Source organism: Thermostichus sp. OS-CIW-20 (assembly GCF_054061455.1).
The window spans coordinates 1-16,101 of the sequence record NZ_JBSSEF010000026.1; the positions used below are offsets into that span (position 1 = coordinate 1).

The window sequence follows — 16,101 nt, forward strand, 5'->3', positions numbered from 1 at the left end:
TGGGATAGCCGCGGCAGCACGCTTAATTCAGTATGGCTATTTTAGTTCCGTAAGACAATATGTTGTTCAGTAAATTCAGGACTAGAGGCTTGCCCTTTTGCCGGGCAATCTCCACCATGCGGGCGGAGAGATCCACACCCCGCAACTATCCAACGTAGGAGCGCACCTGGGATCCCGCCAGGCCGGTGCCACAGCCCAGATCCAGCGCCCGCTCAAACCAAGGAGACGCTCCCCCTGCGGCAGCCAGGATCCCTTGCCGCACAGCCTGTGGCCCCTGGTAGTTCAGTTTTTCCAGCAAATGCTGCTCAAAGCGGGGCGCATATTCGTCAAATAGACGTCGCACCCACTCCGGAGGAGTCCTGTCGGGCAGGGGCAGCTCCCCCACAATGGCCAGCATGTAGCGGGCATCGCTGTGTTCGGGCTGCAGGGCGAGCGCCCGCCGAAACCAAGAGCTGGCCACCTCCACTTGTCCCTGCTTCCAAAAGCCCATGCCGATCTGCTAAGGAATGTCTGCCTCTTGCTGGGATCCCTGCCAGGCCTGCAAATAATGGGCCAGAGCCGCCTCGTATTCTCCTCGCATCTGCAGCAGGTCGGCCAGCCCCACCCGCGCCATCAGCAGCGCTGGATCCCGGGCCAGGGCTTGCTCGAAGAGCCGTTGCGCCTGCTTTTTCTCGCCCATCTGCCGCAGTACTCCCCCCAGCAGCGCATGAACCTCAGCGGCCAAGCTGGCGGGAGCAGCAGGGGGACAGGCCACGATGGCCTGTTGGTAGTGCAGCATGGCGGCAGGGTAGCGACCGGATCCCTCCTCGATGCGCCCCAAAAGAGCATGGGCTTGCGTCAAGGCAATGGCCTCTTCCAGATCAGACCGGTCGGCAGCGGCGAGGATCTGCTCACAGAGCTGCCGGCAGCCAGCCCATTCCCCCCGCCGGAAGCGGCCTGCCGCCTGTCGGGCCGAGAGGAGCGGCTGTTTTTTCGCCGGTTTTCCAAAGCCCTTAGCCATCTCCCCAGTGTAGGAGAACCTAGCTTTCTCTCACGATATGCCCACGATAGGGGCATTCCAAATTGGCGACAATCTTGAGCACTCCCCAGTTGGGGATCGACACAACAGACAGCTTCGCTATGCTCTGGAACCTGGGTCTGGTTGCGGCTTGGGATGGGTGTAAGGTTGCTCCTCTCAGGCTGTGGCCATGGCCTTCGCGGCCTTTAAAATGAGGTAATCCAACATGCCGGTGTTCTCTTCGCCGCGGTAGTTAAAAGTGGAGCGCACCAGCCACAGCCCCTTCCGAGTTCGGCAACAGAGGTTGAGCAGCGTGCGAGCCAGGATTTGGTGACGTGCCTGTAGGTCTTGGGCTGCATTGAAAACCTCCCCATCCCACTCCGGCGTCAGCACACGGCTGTTGTAAAGCACACGCCAAAGAGAACGGGACCAAAGCGGATTCGTGATGTCGAACCAGAACTGATAATCCGCCTGCAAACCTCGGTTGATATAGGCCACCGGCGTCGCCACCACGAGGTAGCGGGAATAGTCGGGCTCGAAGCGGCTGTTGCTGGGGGTTTGTCCCGAGCGGATCATGGCCAAAAAGGCACGATCCTCTTCCGCAGGAAAGGCCCGGCGAAACCGTTGTGCCGCGTCGATCAGCGCTTGCAGCAGCTCTTGGTCTTGGGGCAAATCCATCCCCTGGGCTAGGTGCTCGGCGAAAAACCGCTGGAAGAAAGCGGCCAGGGAGGGCCCGCCGCGGTAGCTGCGCAGCCAATCCAGCAGCTTCTGGTAGCGCTCCAGGTTGGCAAACCCCACCCGCTCCGGCTGTCGCACGGCGGTCTTGGGCCGCAGGGAACGCCCTACCGGGTCAAGGGTATCTTCGGCCAGCAAAGCCGCCCGGATGGGATCCAGATCCAACACCCTGCCCAGGAGCAGTCGCCAGGCCGGCAAGGTGGGAAAAGCTCCCCACTCGGGATGGGCCACTTCCGCCGCCGTCAGCAAAGCCCGCACCAGTGGGTAGCGGATCAACGCCGGGAAAGGGGCGATCGGCAAGACCTCCGGCAACTGCTCCTGCAAGCTCAAGCTCACCCCCGCATCCATGCGAGGCAGCAGGACGGCGATGCGAGAGGCCGGGATCCCGGCCCGCAAAAGCTGCCGGATCTGGGCAACCATCGCCTCCACCGCCGCGAATTGGGTCTCGCCCTCCAGCACCTGCACCCTTGGCAGCCTCTCTGCCAGAGGCTCCGTCAGGGGATGGTCAAACCGCGGATCCAGCACCCGCGCAATCTGCAGTCCCAGGCGGATCATGCCGGCTGAGCCGCGGTAGCTCCCCTCCAGAAGCTGAACCTGGGTGTTTTCCCTCAGAAAGCGAGCCACGGCCTCTGGGATCCCCGTCAAAGAGACCCCGCCGCCGATGGTATAGCTGAAAAACTGGCTTTGCAGATGGGCTTGCCCTTGCCGGTAAAACTCCAGCGCCACCCCGCAACTGTCCTCCGCCTGATCCACGATCAGGTGATCCCACTCCTGCCAAAACTCGGCCAGCGGCAGGATGTGCTCGCCAAACAGCCGGATTTGCAGGCCGAAGTCCAGGGATCCCAGCCGCAACCCCACCTCCCACAGCCGCTCCACACAACAGCCCATCGCCTGCAAGGCCTCTGCCCGCCCCGGATCCCCCTCCGCCGGCCAGGCCGCCGCCAGCCGGGATCCCACCGCTTCCGCCGCCAAACCCGAAGCCCCCGCAATATAGGCAGCGCTGCTGATCTGATCCCAAATCTGGAACTCCTCCAGCCCAAGATCGGCAAAGACCTCCCCATGCCGCGGACACAAAGCACAGGCTCGCCCACAGAGAAATTGGGCCAGATCCTTGGCCAAGGGAATTGGCTCAAACGAGCGCGGCAACTGGGGAACCCGCTCGCACACCTGCGGCCAGTGATCGGCCAGAGAGCGCCCCACCCGCTGCAAAAACGTCTCGATCCGCCACGGGCCCACCCAGCTCGAGCTGAGCTGCTGTAAGCGCCGCAACACCCCCTCTGCCTGCCGCTGGCTGCGCACCAAAAACAAGATCCGGCCCGGATCGGTTCCCGCCCGCAACAAATCCAGGTAGCGATCTACACAAGCCTGGGTCAGCCCGCTGCCCGCCCACCCCATCACACTCCTAAAAGGAGGTGGCTCTTGCCGTCGATAGCTCTTTTCGCCCACCAGAGCGGCTTTCACAGTCGCTGCCCCCCGACCGAGCCATTTTCTCGGCAAAATCTGGACAAACAGGTCTTCACCTCATTATGATGTACTACTGTTGCCAATTAAGTCCGCCCGCTCTGACGACGGCTCTCGGCAACCTAGCGTACTGCTAAACCAGATACTGCCTCTTTGCAGGTAAGTCTGAGCAGTCTTTGAAAGCAGTTTGGCGTGTGATTTGAGGGTGAATTAAGCAAAGGGAGCAGCGCTGCTGGCGCTGTTTGGCCTGCGGGGATCCAAAGATTCCTTTTCGTTGCTTTTTCGCCTGAGCGGGCAGCCTCAGCTAGTCCTGAGCTTCCTGCTGCCGCGCCGTTGCTGCCTGGATCCGGCTCATTGAGCCAGTTGCAAGCTGACAGAAGCGAGTCGCAGAGGCTCGAGAGGAGGTTCTCGTGGCGCTTGGCATCCTTGGAAGAAAAGTCGGCATGACCCAGATCTTCTCTCCGGAAGGGTTGGCCATTCCGGTCACGGTCGTGCAGGCGGGGCCTTGCACGGTAACCCAGATCAAGACCCAAGCCACAGACGGCTACAACGCCGTGCAGTTGGGCTACTGGCCCACCGCCGAAAAGCACCTCACGCGAGCCCAGCGGGGCCACCTGAGCAAAGCGGGGGTGACGGAGCTGCTGCGCCACCTGCGCGAGTTCTGGGTCGACCAGCCAGAAGCTTACCAGTTGGGGCAAAAGATCACCGTCGAGATCTTCTCTCCGGGCCAGTTGCTGGATGTAGCCGGCACTTCCATCGGGCGGGGGTTTGCCGGCTACCAGAAGCGGCACCACTTTGGTCGCGGCCCCATGTCTCACGGCTCCAAGAACCACCGCCGACCGGGTTCTGTTGGCGCCGGCACAACCCCTGGCCGCGTGTTTCCGGGGCTACGCATGGCGGGCCGGATGGGAGGCTGCCGCGTCACCATTCGCAAACTGCAGTTGGTGCAGGTGGATCCGGAGCGGAACTTGCTGATCATCAAGGGCTCTGTGCCCGGCGTGGAAGGGGGGCTGCTGGAGATTACCCCTGCCAAGCAGGTGGGCAACAAACGCTAGGAAAGGGATCCCTGGCAAAGGCTGACCAGCATCTGCAAAGACGAGGAAACCATGGCAAGTTGTGTGGTGAAAAATTGGCAAGGGGAAACGGTGGGCAGCGCGGAGCTAAGCCTCAAAGTTGCCCGTCCCGAAACGGCCTCCCACATCCTCTATCTAGCTCTTCGCCGGCAGATGACCAACGCCCGCCAAGGCAACGCCCACACCAAGACCCGGGCTGAGGTGCGCGGTGGCGGCCGCAAGCCCTGGAGGCAAAAAGGCACCGGCCGGGCCCGCGCCGGCTCCATTCGCTCCCCCCTTTGGCGCAAGGGTGGAGTGATCTTCGGCCCCCGCAAGCGGGAGTACAACCTGGCCATGAACCGCAAAGAGCGGCAACTGGCTCTGCGCACTGCCCTGCAAAGCCGGGTGGAAGACCTGATCGTGGTGGAAGATTTCCAGGATCAGCTCAACCCGCCCAAGACTCGCGCCGTGGCCCAAGCTCTGCTGCGCTGGGGGGTGATGGAGGATCAGTCGGCACTGCTTATCGTCGCCGAGCGCTCGGAAGCCGTCGAGCGAGCCGTACGCAACATCGCCCGCGTCAAGCTGATCGGCCTGGATCAGCTCAATGTCTTTGATCTGCTCAACGTCGATTGGGTGCTGATTACCACCTCTGCCCTGGAGAAGCTCAAGGCCCGCTGGGGATCCGGCGCGGCAGCAGCAGCTCCAACCCAAGCCGATCGCCTTGAAGATCAGGCTCAGGCGGCAGAGCGAGAAGCTCGGCCAGTCGAACAAGCAGAAGGTCAAAGCCAGGAGCAGGAAGAGCAAGCAGAAGCTCAAGCCCAGCCAGAGGCTCCCCCGGCGCAGGCTGATCAGGCTAATCAAGTAGCTCTAGCAAACCCACAAGTTCAGGAAACCCAGGAAGAAGAGCTGGCCCAAGCACAAGAGCGAGAAGTTCAGGGACAAGCGGAACTAGCCCAAGAAGCAGAGCCCCTTGCCCAGCCGCCAGCTGGCGAGGAGGCCGAAACAGCCGCAGCAGAGGAGGAAGACAATGACTGAGAGCAAGCGGATCCTGGCCGATGTCCTGTTGCGTCCCGTCATCACCGAAAAGGCAACTGCCCTGATGGAACAGCGCAAATACGTCTTTGAAGTGATGCCCACTGCCACCAAGCCGCTCATCCGCGCTGCCGTCGAGGAGATGTTTGGGGTGCGGGTCACCGCCGTCAACACCCTTAAACTGCCCCGCAAGCAGCGGCGGGTAGGCCGTTCTGTCGGCTATCGCAGCCGTCCCAAGCGAGCCATCGTGACCTTGGCCGAAGGCGACTCCATCACCCTCTTCCCCGACACCTAACCAAACCCCTCTTCCCGCTTCGAGTTTTATTGCCACCCGTCCTTCACCCCCCCTCGAGCCATGGGCATTCGTACCTTCCGACCCTATACCCCCAGCACCCGCCACATGACGGTCTCCAACTTCGAGGAGCTGTCGCGGGACGAAAACGGCAAGCGGCCCAGACCGGAGAAGTCGCTGCTGCAATTCATCCACCGCAAAAAAGGGCGCAACAACCGCGGCGTCATCACCTGCCGCCACCGAGGCGGCGGCCACAAGCGGCTCTACCGCATCATCGACTTCCGCCGCGACAAGCGCGGGATCCCGGCCACCGTCAAGACCATCGAGTACGATCCCAACCGCAGCGCCCGCATCTGCTTGGTGGAATACGAAGATGGCGAGAAGCGATACATCCTCGCTCCCCGCAACCTCGAGGTGGGAGCCACCATTATGGCGGGGCCCGATGCCCCCTTTGAGCTTGGCAACGCCATGCCCCTGGAGCGGATCCCGCTGGGGACGGTGGTTCACAACGTGGAGCTGTATCCCGGCCGCGGTGGGCAAATTGTTCGCGCCGCCGGGGCCGGCGCCCAAGTAGTAGCCAAAGAGGGCAAGTATGTCTCCCTCAAGCTGCCCTCCGGCGAAGTCCGCATGATCCGAGGCGAGTGCTACGCCACCATCGGCCAAGTGGGAAATGTTGACCACAGCAACCTCAGCCTCGGCAAAGCGGGGCGTAGCCGCTGGCTAGGTCGCCGTCCCCACGTGCGCGGCTCGGTGATGAACCCTGTCGATCACCCCCATGGCGGTGGGGAAGGAAAAGCCCCCATCGGCCGCAGCACCCCTGTCACCCCCTGGGGCAAGCCCACCCTGGGATACAAAACCCGCAAACGCAACAAACCCAGCAACAAGTTCATCGTGCGCGGTCGCCGTCGTGGCGGCCGCCGGGACAAGAGCGGGAGGGCCGCTCAATGAGAGTCCGGCCATCTGCTGCGCCCCTGAATTTTCTTTTTCTTTCGACCCTTACCAGCTTGCCAGACTGTTGAGGTTGCTATGGGACGTTCACTCAAAAAAGGCCCTTTTGTCGATGCCAAGCTGCTTCTCAAAATCGAGAAGATGAACGAGCGCAATGAGAAGCACATGATCAAAACCTGGTCGCGAGCCAGCACCATCCTGCCCGTCATGATCGGCCACACCATCGCCGTGCACAACGGCAAGCAGCACGTGCCCATCTACATCACCGATCAGATGGTGGGCCACAAGCTGGGGGAGTTCGTCCCCACCCGTACCTTTCGCGGCCACGCGGGCAGTGACAAAAAAGCTGCCCGCCGTTAAGTCCAGCAACGAACAGAAGAGGCAATAAGCTAGGAGAGCGCCATGGCCGATCCATCCCCTGAAATCAAAGCGGTAGCTCGCTACATCCGCATGTCCCCCTATAAGGTGCGGCGCGTGCTGAACCAGATCCGGGGGCGCACCTATGCCGATGCCCTGATCCTGTTGGAGTTCATGCCCTACGCCGCCTGTGAGCCGGTTCGCAAGGTGCTGCGCTCGGCGGTGGCCAATGCCGAACACAACAACGGCCTGGATCCTCGGGACCTGGTCATCAGCAAGGCCTACGCTGACCAGGGGCCGACGCTGAAGCGATTTCGCCCCCGCGCCCAAGGTCGTGCCTACCCAATCCGCAAGCGCACCTGCCACATTACCATCGCCGTCCGGCCCATAGAACCTGAAGCGGCGACGGCCTCCTAGACGCCTGTACCCCCAGACTTTACCCCTCAACTGACACCACCATGGGACAGAAGATTCACCCCACCGGTTTCCGCCTCGGCGTTATTAAGGAACATCGCAGCCGCTGGTTTGCCGATCCAGCTCGCTACCCAGCCCTGCTGCGAGAGGACGATCTCATCCGCGCCTACCTGACCAAGCAGTTGAGCAGCGCCGGCCTGGCCGACATTCAAATTGAACGCAAAGCGGATCAGATCGACCTCGAGATCCGAGCCGCTCGCCCTGGAGTGGTGGTTGGTCGTGGGGGATCCGGCCTCGACGCCCTGCGCCAGGGCCTGCAGAAAGAGCTGAGCTCACACGGTAGCCCCGAGCGAACCATTCGCATCAATGTAGTAGAGGTCACCCGTGCCGATGCCGAGGCGGTTTTGCTGGCAGAAAACATCGCCCAGCAGTTGGAGCGGCGGATCGCCTTTCGCCGCATCGTGCGCCAGGTCATCCAGCGGGCCCAGCGGGCGGGGGTGCAAGGGATCAAAATTCAAATTGCCGGGCGGCTGAACGGAGCCGAGATCGCCCGCACCGAATGGACCCGGGAAGGGCGGATCCCTTTGCACACCCTGCGGGCAGATATCGACTATGCCGACCACATCGCTCAGACCACCTTTGGTGTCATTGGGGTCAAGGTCTGGGTTTTCAAAGGAGAAGTTCTCCCCGGGCAGGAACGGCCCGAACAAAAAGTTCCCCTGCAACAGCCCAAGCGGCGGCAGCAGCGGCGGCGGCCCACTTTTGAAGACCGCTCAGCAGTGGAGGCCTGAGGGCCAGCACCCGAAAATCCAGGGATCCCCATCGCAGTTGATTTAAGGAACGGCCATGTTAAGCCCCAAACGAACCAAATACCGCAAGCAACAGCGCGGGCGCATGAAAGGCAAAGCGACTCGCGGCAACCGCATCAACTTTGGGGAATACGGCCTTGTGGCTCTAGAACCCGCCTGGATCACCGCGCGGCAGATCGAGGCCAGCCGTCGGGCCATGGCCCGCTACGTCCGGCGGGGAGGCCAAATCTGGATCCGCATCTTTCCCGACAAGCCCGTTACCCAACGGCCTGCCGAAACCCGCATGGGATCCGGCAAAGGCAACCCCGAATACTGGGTTTGCGTCGTCAAGCCGGGCCGTATCCTCTTCGAGATGGGAGGAGTTCCTGAAGCCACGGCCCGAGAGGCGATGCGCCTTGCCGCCCAAAAGCTGCCGATCAAAGTCAAGTTTGTAACCAAGGCTAACTTTGAGGAGCCGGAACCTGTTCAGAAAGCAGCTCCAGAAACAACAGAAGTAGCAGCCAGCGCTATTTGAGGGAGGAGAGTTGAGCCATGCCCATGCCTAAAATTGCCGACGCTCGCGCCCTATCCGACGAAGAATTGAGCCAGGAGATCTACGCCGTCAAGAAAGAGCTGTTCGAGCTGCGTTTGCAGCAGGCCACGCGGCAGTTGAACCAGCCCCATCTCATTCGCCTGCGCAAACACAAGCTGGCCCAACTGCTGACCGTTGAGTCAGAGCGCAAGCGCGGCAAGTCCTTGTCCTCAACTCAGACCCAGAAGGAGGAGTAATGCCTGCTCGCGAAAAGATCGGCGTTGTCGTCAGCAACAAGATGCAAAAGACAGTGGTCGTTGCTGTGGAAAACCGGGTTGCCCACCCCAAATACGGCAAAATCGTCGTCAAAACCAAAAAGTTTAAGGCCCACGACGAAGAGAACCGCTGTCAAGAAGGGGATCTGGTGCGCATTACGGAAACCCGTCCCCTCAGCCGCACCAAGCGTTGGCGAGTGGCCGAAATCATACGGGAGGTCAAGAAACTATGATTCAGCAGCAGACCATGTTAACGGTAGCTGACAACACCGGCGCCCGCAAGCTGATGTGCATCCGCGTCCTGGGCAGCAGTGGCCGTCGCTACGCCAGCCTGGGAGATGTGATCGTTGGCGTCGTCAAAGACGCCCTGCCCAATATGCCGGTCAAAAAATCCGACGTCGTCAAGGCTGTGGTCATCCGCACCGTCGATACGGTACGCCGCCCCGACGGCATGTGCATCCGCTTCGACGACAACGCTGCCGTGATCATCAACGACGACGGCAACCCCCGCGGAACCCGCGTTTTCGGCCCTGTAGCCCGCGAGCTGCGGGAGAAAAACTTCACCAAGATCATCTCCCTTGCCCCGGAGGTTCTGTAATGGTTCGTCCCCTCAAGCCCAGCCAAATTCGACGGCTGATTCGGCAGACCGGCGTTCGCAAGCACCGCAACAGCCTACGCTACAAAATGCGCATCAAGAAGGGAGATACCGTCCAGGTGATCTCCGGCGACGACAAAGGCAAAATCGGCGAGGTGCTGCAGGTTTTTCCCGAACGCAACATGGTCTTGGTGGAAGGGGTAAACATAGTAACCTACCACCGCAAGCCGCAACGGGAAGGCGAAAGTGGTCGCATCGAGACCAAAGAAGCCCCGATCCACGCCTGCAAGGTGATGCTCTATTCCAAGAAGCAGGAAGTGGCCAGCCGTATTGGCTATCAAATCACCGCCGATGGCCGCAAAGTCCGTGTCCTCAAGAAAACCGGCGAGATCCTCGACTAGCCGTCCCTTTTTCGATAGAGCTCTGACCCAGCCCAGAGCCCCCAGGAGAACCGACCATGCCCCAGCGTCTGCAAATCCTCTACAACACCGTCATCGTTCCCAAGCTGCAAAAAGAGTTGGGCTACACCAACATCCATCAGGTGCCGCGTCTGGAAAAGATCGTGATCAATCGCGGCCTGGGAGATGCCTCCCAAAACGCCAAGGCCCTGGAATCCTCCATCGCCGAGATCAGCGCCATCACGGGCCAGCGTCCGGTGATTACCCGCGCCAAAAAGGCGATTGCCAGTTTCAAAATCCGCAAGGGCATGCCGGTTGGCCTGATGGTGACCCTGCGGCGGGAGCGCATGTACGCGTTTTTGGATCGGCTGATCAACATTGCCCTCCCTCGTATCCGCGACTTCCGTGGCGTCAGCCCCAAATCTTTTGATGGGCGGGGCAACTACACCCTTGGTATTCGCGAGCAACTGATCTTCCCCGAAATCAACTACGACTCTGTAAACCAGATCAGAGGTATGGACATCTCCATTGTGACCACCGCCGAAACCGACGAAGAGGGCCGTGCCCTGCTCAAAGAGTTTGGCATGCCCTTTGCCTCTTAAGGTTTGCCCATCTGCAATTGTCTCGACTTGATCGATCTTCCGAGGAGCACCGACCCACCCATGGCCCACACCAACGACACGATCGCCGACATGCTCACCCGCATTCGGAATGCCACCATGGCTCGGCATGAATCGGTGGCGGTCCCGGCCACACGCATGACCCGCAGCATCGCTCGCGTTCTTCATGAGGAAGGTTTTGTGAGCGACTGGAAGGAAGAGGGAGAAGGGAGCCACGCTCAGCTTGTGTTGCGGTTGAAGTACAAGGGCAAAGGTCGTAAGCCGATCATCAATGGCCTGAAGCGGGTGAGCCGGCCCGGGCTGCGAGTTTACTGCAACCACAAAGAACTGCCTCGGGTGTTGGGAGGAATTGGGATTGCCATCATCTCCACCTCCAACGGCATCATGACCGACCGGGATGCTCGCAAGCAGGGCATCGGCGGCGAAGTGCTCTGCTACGTCTATTGAGTTGTTCTCTTGCCAGGAGTTGGCCCATGTCTCGCATTGGCAAACGCCCCATCGCCCTTCCTGCCAAGGTAGAGGTTCAGATCGAGGGGCAGCAGATCTCGGTAAAAGGCCCGAAGGGAGAACTGTCTCGCAGTTTGCCCCCCTTGATTGCGGTGCATCAAGAAGCCCAGACGCTCAAGGTCAGCCGGGTCAACGAGTCTCGCCCGGCCCGCCAACTGCACGGCCTCTGCCGCACCTTGGTTGCCAACATGGTGGACGGCGTATCTAGGGGATTTGAGCGCAGGCTGGAATTGGTGGGTGTGGGCTACCGGGCTTCCACCCAGGGCAACAAGTTAATCTTGAACGTTGGCTACAGCCACCCAGTGGAGATCCCTTTCCCGCCAGGGATCCAAATAGCGGTTGAGGGCAACAACGTCATCGTCGTCTCAGGTATCGACAAAGAGCTGGTGGGCAACACGGCGGCGCGGATTCGGGCCGTCCGTCCGCCAGAGCCCTACAAGGGCAAAGGGATTCGCTATGTAGGGGAACAGGTTCGTCGCAAAGCAGGTAAATCCGGGAAGGCCAAGAAGTAGCTATGAAAATCACTCGCAAAGCTGCCACCCAACGTCGCCATCGCCGCATTCGCCGCAAGGTCTTCGGGACGCCCGAGCGGCCCCGTTTGGCCGTGTTTCGCTCCCATCGCCACATCTACGCCCAGGTGATCGACGATGTAGCCCAGCACACTTTAGTCTCTGCCTCCACGCTGGACAGGGAGCTGCGGGAAGCCTTCAAAGACATTGGCACGGCCACCCGAGAGGCTGCCGCCGTGGTGGGTCGCTCCGTCGCCCAACGGGCCTTACAGGCAGGCATTTGTCAAGTGGTGTTCGACCGCGGCGGCAAGCTCTACCACGGGCGTGTCCAGGCCCTGGCGGAAGCCGCCCGCGAAGCAGGCTTACAGTTCTAGGCCCTGAGGAGATGGCATATGGCTGAGCAAAGAGAACGTCGCAGAAGCAAAAAGAGCCGCGAAGAGCAGACTAGCGAGTGGCAGGAGCGGGTCATCCAGATCCGGCGCGTCACCAAAGTAGTTAAGGGCGGCAAAAAGCTGAGCTTCCGGGCCGTGGTGGTGGTGGGCAACGAGCGCGGCCAGGTGGGGGTTGGCGTGGGCAAAGCCAACGACGTCATCGGGGCTGTGCGCAAAGGAGTTGTGGATGGCAAAAAGCACCTAATCGAAGTGCCCCTCACCAAGGGTCTGTCTGTACCCCATCCCATGCGGGGATCAGGCGGTGGGGCCACTGTCCTGGTGATGCCGGCAGCTCCCGGGACAGGGGTCATCGCCGGGGGAGCGGTGCGCACGGTTCTGGAGCTGGCGGGCGTGCGCAACAGTCTGGCTAAGCAACTGGGATCCAGCAACCCCCTCAACAACGCCCGTGCCACCATTGACGCGCTGCGGCGGATGCGCACCTTTGAGCAGGTAGCTGAAGATAGAGGGATCGACGTGCGCCGCCTGTTTGGTAAGTAACAGCAAGTTAGCCGGAGGTCAGTATGCGACTAGAAGACATTCGCCCCCAACCAGGTTCGACGCGGCGGCGACGACGCCTGGGCCGTGGCATCGCTGCTGGACAGGGAGCCTCCTGTGGCAAGGGAATGCGGGGACAGAAGGCGCGCAAAGGAGGCGGTCCCCGGCCCGGCTTTGAGGGAGGCCAGACCCCCCTCTATCGGCGGCTGCCCAAGCTCAAGCACTTCCCCCGCTACGTGCGGCGCCCCCAGTACACCCTGATCAACCTGCGCGCTTTGGCCAAGTTGCCCGCTGGCAGCGAGGTCAGCTTGGAAAGCTTGATGGATTTGGGGATCGTGACCACCAACGATGGCCCGCTGAAGATCTTGGGAGACGGGGAAGTGGGCGTGCCCCTGACGATCAGAGCGGCTGCCATCACCCCCTCAGCCCGAGCCAAGGTCGAGGCAGCCGGGGGTCGGGTGGAGCTCGTGGGATCCCAGACTGCTTCCGCTGGATCCTAAAATTGGGCTGCAGTTTGCAGCTTCTCTATTTTGCCGACTTTCCCACCGGCAGCGTAGAGTGGTAAATAGCTCACCTTGCCTTTCCCTTCCGCGAGGTTTTCTAGATTTATGGCTGACCCACGAGGCTCCGCTCCCTCCGCCCAAGAGACCTTCATGCAGATGGCCATGGCTTCTGGCCTGCGCAGACGTCTGTTTCTTACCCTAGGCCTGTTGCTGTTGGTGCGGCTGGGCATTTACATTCCCATCCCCAGTATTGACCGAGCTCGCTTTGCCGCCGAAGCCGCCAACAGCCCTGTGTTTGGCTTTCTGGATGTCTTCTCGGGCGGCGGTATCTCCGCTTTGGGGATCTTCGCCCTCGGCATCCTGCCTTTCATCAACGCCTCCATCATCATGCAACTGCTGGTCTCGGCCATTCCGGCCCTGGAGAACCTGCAGAAAAACGAGGGGGAGCAGGGGCGGCGACAGATTTCCCAGTACACCCGCTACGTTACCCTGATTTGGGCCATCATCCAGGGCATCGGCATCTCCTTCTGGGTGCGGGAGTTCGCCAACACCAGCAACGAGTTGGCCTTTGTGGCCTCCACCACCCTGGCCCTGACGGCAGGTTCCATGTTTGTCATGTGGTTGGGGGAGATGATCACGGAGAAGGGGGTGGGCAGTGGGCCGTCGCTGTTGATCTTCGTCAACATTGTCGCCACGCTGCCCCGCGCTCTGGGCCAGACCATCAGCCTAGCCCGTGCTGATAGCAGCACCATCGGCGGCATCTTGGTGTTGATGGCCGTCTTCCTAGCCACCATTGTCGGCATTGTCTTCGTCCAGGAGGGCAGCCGCAAAATCCCTATTGTCTACGCCAAGCGCCAGGTGGGCAACAAGCTATTCCGTGAGCAGAAGAGCTACCTGCCCCTGCGGCTAAACCAGGGGGGCGTGATGCCGATCATCTTCGCCTACTCGGTGATGTCCCTGCCCTTTGCCTTGGCCCAGTACACCCAGAACCTGACTTTGGTGCAGGTGGCCAACCTTTTGGCCCCTACCTCTTGGTTTTACATTCCCTTCTACTTCGTGCTGATCCTCCTCTTCAGCTATTTCTACGCCTCTTTGATCATTAACCCGGTGGATCTGGCGCAGAACCTGAAGAAGATGGGGGCCAGCATTCCGGGAGTCCGCCCGGGCAAGGCCACTGCTGAGTACATCGAAGGGATCCTCAACCGGCTGACCCTGCTGGGGGCCTTGTTCTTGTGTGCGGTGGCCATCATCCCGACGACGGTGGAGCGGGCGACCGGCATCACCACTTTTCAGGGCTTGGGGGCAACTTCGCTGCTGATCCTGGTGGGGGTGGCGATCGAGACCTCCAAACAGATCCAGACCTACGTCATTTCGCAGCGTTACGAAGGGATGGTCAAGCAATAGTGCCGAGGTTAATCTTTTTGGGGCCGCCGGGAGCGGGCAAGGGCACCCAGGCAGAGCGGCTGGCAGCGATCTACCACACGCCCAAAATTTCTACAGGCGACCTGCTGCGGGCAGAGGTGAAAGCCCAAACGCCGCTGGGGTGCCAGGCTAAGGTGTACATGGATGCGGGAGAGCTGGTGCCTGACGAGGTGTTAATTGGGATGGTGAAGGGCCAGTTGCAACACTCGCCAGCGCAGGGCTGGATCCTGGACGGCTTCCCCCGCACCCTGGCGCAGGCGGAGGCTTTAGAAGAGCTGTTGCGGGAGTTGGGGCAAGACTACGACCACGTTCTCAACCTGGAAGTGCCGGACGACGTGGTGGTGGCACGGCTGTTGGCCCGCGGCAAGGAGCAGGGGCGCAGCGACGATGCCGATGAGGCGGTGATCCTCAAACGCTTGCAGGTGTATCGGGAGCAGACGGCTCCGCTGATCGACTTTTACGAGGCCAGGGGTCGTCTGCGACGGATCGATGGCAACCAGCCGATGGAATCGGTACAAGAACATCTGCGGGCTCTCTTGGAAGGCTTCAGGAGGACAGCGTGATCAAGACGGGGGCGGGAAATCTCTCCCCGCGGCGGGGCATGCAGCTCATTGAGATCAAGTCCCGCCGGGAGGTGGAGAAGATGCGGCGGGCCGGGCGGGTGGTGGCCCAGGTGCTGCAGGAAATTGCCGAGTGTCTGGAGCCAGGCTGGACAACGGCAGACATCGATGCCTATGCCGAGCGGCGGGTAGCGGAGTTGAATGCCCTGCCCAGCTTCAAGGGCTACTACGGCTTTCCCGCCTGTGTCTGTGTCAGCGTCAACCATGAGGTGGTACACGGGATCCCCAGCCCCCGCAAAGTGGTGCAGCCGGGGGACATCGTCAAGGTGGATTTTGGCGCCATGGTCGAAGGCTGGCATGCCGACTCTTGCATCACCATTGGCCTGGAGCCCCTCGGCGATGCCGCCCGCGACCTGATCGACACAGCGGCCAAAGCGCTGCAGACGGGCATTGACCACGTGCGCCACGGCGTCTGGCTGCAGGATGTCTCAGGCGCCATCGAGGACTACATCCAGGGGCGGGGCTACTCCGTGGTGAAGCAGTACGTCGGCCACGGCGTGGGGCGCAACTTGCACGAGGAGCCGCAGTTTCCCCACTACCGCACCCGCGACCTTCCCAATCCCAAGCTGCGCTCCGGCATGACGGTGGCAATCGAGCCGATGGTGAATGCAGGGGGAGAGGCCACGCGGGTGCTCTCGGATGGCTGGACGGTGGTGACGGTGGACGGCTCTTGGTCGGCCCAGTTTGAGCACACGGTCTTGATCACGGACTCTGGGGCTGAGATTTTGACGGATCGCACCCCTTTTCAGTCCTAGGGATCCCTTGCTGAAGGGCGGCAACGGCTAGGATAGAAGAGGTGGAGTATTGTTTCGGCTCTTAACTCGCTCTTAACAGGGCGGGTTTCCTATCGATATTTCTGTTGTGTTGTTTTTTAAGGAGGGTTCCTTGTCTAAAGAAGACGCCATTGAAGTGGAAGGGGTGGTTACCGAGTCCTTGCCCAACGCCATGTTCCGGGTGGACCTGGACAACGGCTTTAACGTCCTTGCCCACATCTCCGGCAAGATCCGCCGCAACTACATCAAGATCTTGCCCGGCGACCGGGTCAAGGTAGAGCTCAGCCCCTATGACCTGAACAAAGGGCGCATCACTTACCGCCTCAAGAAAAAGTAGCCGTCTGG

The 16,101-nt window shown here is 61.0% G+C and carries 25 protein-coding genes; 22 read left to right on the plus strand and 3 right to left on the minus strand.

Going from position 1 to position 16,101, the window contains the following annotated elements:
- Positions 1-145: 145 nt before the first annotated feature.
- The 3 genes from ACVWXC_RS09580 to ACVWXC_RS09590 all read right to left on the minus strand — a co-directional run bounded on the left by ACVWXC_RS09580 (position 146) and on the right by ACVWXC_RS09590 (position 3,193).
- Positions 146-490: a class I SAM-dependent DNA methyltransferase gene (locus tag ACVWXC_RS09580; protein WP_049749740.1), complete on the minus strand. Its 345-nt coding sequence runs from the start codon at positions 488-490 to the stop codon at positions 146-148.
- A gap of 9 nt (positions 491-499) precedes the next feature.
- On the minus strand, positions 500-1,000 hold the full coding sequence (locus tag ACVWXC_RS09585) for a tetratricopeptide repeat protein (RefSeq protein WP_041438233.1): 501 nt from the start codon (positions 998-1,000) through the stop codon (positions 500-502).
- Between the two features lie 174 nt (positions 1,001-1,174).
- Positions 1,175-3,193: a PD-(D/E)XK nuclease family protein gene (locus ACVWXC_RS09590; protein ID WP_143596958.1), complete on the minus strand. Its 2,019-nt coding sequence runs from the start codon at positions 3,191-3,193 to the stop codon at positions 1,175-1,177.
- Positions 3,194-3,603: 410 nt separating this feature from the next.
- Here ACVWXC_RS09590 and rplC point away from each other — a divergent pair, with 410 nt between their 5' ends.
- From rplC to infA, 22 genes are all read left to right on the plus strand, one after another.
- Positions 3,604-4,248 (plus strand): 50S ribosomal protein L3, encoded by a 645-nt coding sequence (gene rplC / locus ACVWXC_RS09595; protein WP_457392339.1) that lies wholly within the window; start codon positions 3,604-3,606, stop codon positions 4,246-4,248.
- A gap of 51 nt (positions 4,249-4,299) precedes the next feature.
- Positions 4,300-5,280 carry a 50S ribosomal protein L4 gene (gene rplD, locus ACVWXC_RS09600; protein ID WP_011430046.1) on the plus strand — a complete coding sequence of 327 codons (981 nt, stop codon included), beginning with the start codon at positions 4,300-4,302 and terminating at the stop codon, positions 5,278-5,280.
- Complete coding sequence (locus tag ACVWXC_RS09605; RefSeq protein ID WP_011430045.1) at positions 5,273-5,572, plus strand: 50S ribosomal protein L23; 300 nt, start codon at positions 5,273-5,275, stop codon at positions 5,570-5,572. Before rplD ends, ACVWXC_RS09605 begins: the two co-directional genes overlap by 8 nt.
- Positions 5,573-5,632: 60 nt before the next feature.
- Complete coding sequence (rplB, locus tag ACVWXC_RS09610; RefSeq protein WP_011430044.1) at positions 5,633-6,517, plus strand: 50S ribosomal protein L2; 885 nt, start codon at positions 5,633-5,635, stop codon at positions 6,515-6,517.
- Between the two features lie 78 nt (positions 6,518-6,595).
- Positions 6,596-6,877: a 30S ribosomal protein S19 gene (gene rpsS, locus ACVWXC_RS09615; RefSeq protein ID WP_011430043.1), complete on the plus strand. Its 282-nt coding sequence runs from the start codon at positions 6,596-6,598 to the stop codon at positions 6,875-6,877.
- A 42-nt stretch (positions 6,878-6,919) separates the two neighbouring features.
- On the plus strand, positions 6,920-7,291 hold the full coding sequence (gene rplV, locus ACVWXC_RS09620; RefSeq protein WP_011430042.1) for a 50S ribosomal protein L22: 372 nt from the start codon (positions 6,920-6,922) through the stop codon (positions 7,289-7,291).
- A gap of 41 nt (positions 7,292-7,332) precedes the next feature.
- Entirely contained in the window at positions 7,333-8,079 is a 747-nt protein-coding gene (rpsC, locus tag ACVWXC_RS09625) for a 30S ribosomal protein S3 (protein ID WP_011430041.1), read from the plus strand.
- 55 nt (positions 8,080-8,134) lie between these two features.
- Complete coding sequence (gene rplP, locus ACVWXC_RS09630; RefSeq protein ID WP_011430040.1) at positions 8,135-8,611, plus strand: 50S ribosomal protein L16; 477 nt, start codon at positions 8,135-8,137, stop codon at positions 8,609-8,611.
- A 17-nt stretch (positions 8,612-8,628) separates the two neighbouring features.
- Positions 8,629-8,865 (plus strand): 50S ribosomal protein L29, encoded by a 237-nt coding sequence (gene rpmC / locus ACVWXC_RS09635; protein WP_011430039.1) that lies wholly within the window; start codon positions 8,629-8,631, stop codon positions 8,863-8,865.
- Positions 8,865-9,116 (plus strand): 30S ribosomal protein S17, encoded by a 252-nt coding sequence (gene rpsQ, locus ACVWXC_RS09640; protein WP_011430038.1) that lies wholly within the window; start codon positions 8,865-8,867, stop codon positions 9,114-9,116. Before rpmC ends, rpsQ begins: the two co-directional genes overlap by 1 nt.
- On the plus strand, positions 9,113-9,481 hold the full coding sequence (rplN, locus tag ACVWXC_RS09645; protein ID WP_011430037.1) for a 50S ribosomal protein L14: 369 nt from the start codon (positions 9,113-9,115) through the stop codon (positions 9,479-9,481). The genes rpsQ and rplN overlap by 4 nt, the downstream gene beginning before the upstream one ends.
- Positions 9,481-9,879: a 50S ribosomal protein L24 gene (gene rplX, locus ACVWXC_RS09650; protein WP_011430036.1), complete on the plus strand. Its 399-nt coding sequence runs from the start codon at positions 9,481-9,483 to the stop codon at positions 9,877-9,879. Before rplN ends, rplX begins: the two co-directional genes overlap by 1 nt.
- Positions 9,880-9,935: 56 nt before the next feature.
- Positions 9,936-10,478 carry a 50S ribosomal protein L5 gene (gene rplE, locus ACVWXC_RS09655; protein ID WP_457392348.1) on the plus strand — a complete coding sequence of 181 codons (543 nt, stop codon included), beginning with the start codon at positions 9,936-9,938 and terminating at the stop codon, positions 10,476-10,478.
- A gap of 60 nt (positions 10,479-10,538) precedes the next feature.
- The gene (gene rpsH / locus ACVWXC_RS09660) at positions 10,539-10,943 is read left to right on the plus strand and encodes a 30S ribosomal protein S8 (RefSeq protein ID WP_414389265.1); all 405 of its coding nucleotides are present in this window, start codon (positions 10,539-10,541) and stop codon (positions 10,941-10,943) included.
- Between the two features lie 26 nt (positions 10,944-10,969).
- Entirely contained in the window at positions 10,970-11,515 is a 546-nt protein-coding gene (gene rplF / locus ACVWXC_RS09665; RefSeq protein WP_011430033.1) for a 50S ribosomal protein L6, read from the plus strand.
- A gap of 2 nt (positions 11,516-11,517) precedes the next feature.
- Positions 11,518-11,886: a 50S ribosomal protein L18 gene (gene rplR / locus ACVWXC_RS09670; protein WP_011430032.1), complete on the plus strand. Its 369-nt coding sequence runs from the start codon at positions 11,518-11,520 to the stop codon at positions 11,884-11,886.
- Positions 11,887-11,904: 18 nt separating this feature from the next.
- Complete coding sequence (gene rpsE / locus ACVWXC_RS09675; protein WP_011430031.1) at positions 11,905-12,441, plus strand: 30S ribosomal protein S5; 537 nt, start codon at positions 11,905-11,907, stop codon at positions 12,439-12,441.
- A 23-nt stretch (positions 12,442-12,464) separates the two neighbouring features.
- Positions 12,465-12,938: a 50S ribosomal protein L15 gene (gene rplO / locus ACVWXC_RS09680; protein WP_011430030.1), complete on the plus strand. Its 474-nt coding sequence runs from the start codon at positions 12,465-12,467 to the stop codon at positions 12,936-12,938.
- A 108-nt stretch (positions 12,939-13,046) separates the two neighbouring features.
- The gene (secY, locus tag ACVWXC_RS09685) at positions 13,047-14,345 is read left to right on the plus strand and encodes a preprotein translocase subunit SecY (protein ID WP_099812200.1); all 1,299 of its coding nucleotides are present in this window, start codon (positions 13,047-13,049) and stop codon (positions 14,343-14,345) included.
- Positions 14,345-14,926, plus strand: coding sequence for an adenylate kinase (locus ACVWXC_RS09690; RefSeq protein ID WP_011430028.1), 582 nt, complete (start codon positions 14,345-14,347; stop codon positions 14,924-14,926). The genes secY and ACVWXC_RS09690 overlap by 1 nt, the downstream gene beginning before the upstream one ends.
- Before the next feature lie 38 nt (positions 14,927-14,964).
- The gene (map, locus tag ACVWXC_RS09695; RefSeq protein WP_011430027.1) at positions 14,965-15,738 is read left to right on the plus strand and encodes a type I methionyl aminopeptidase; all 774 of its coding nucleotides are present in this window, start codon (positions 14,965-14,967) and stop codon (positions 15,736-15,738) included.
- Positions 15,739-15,868: 130 nt separating this feature from the next.
- Complete coding sequence (gene infA / locus ACVWXC_RS09700; protein WP_011430026.1) at positions 15,869-16,093, plus strand: translation initiation factor IF-1; 225 nt, start codon at positions 15,869-15,871, stop codon at positions 16,091-16,093.
- Positions 16,094-16,101 lie beyond the last annotated feature (8 nt).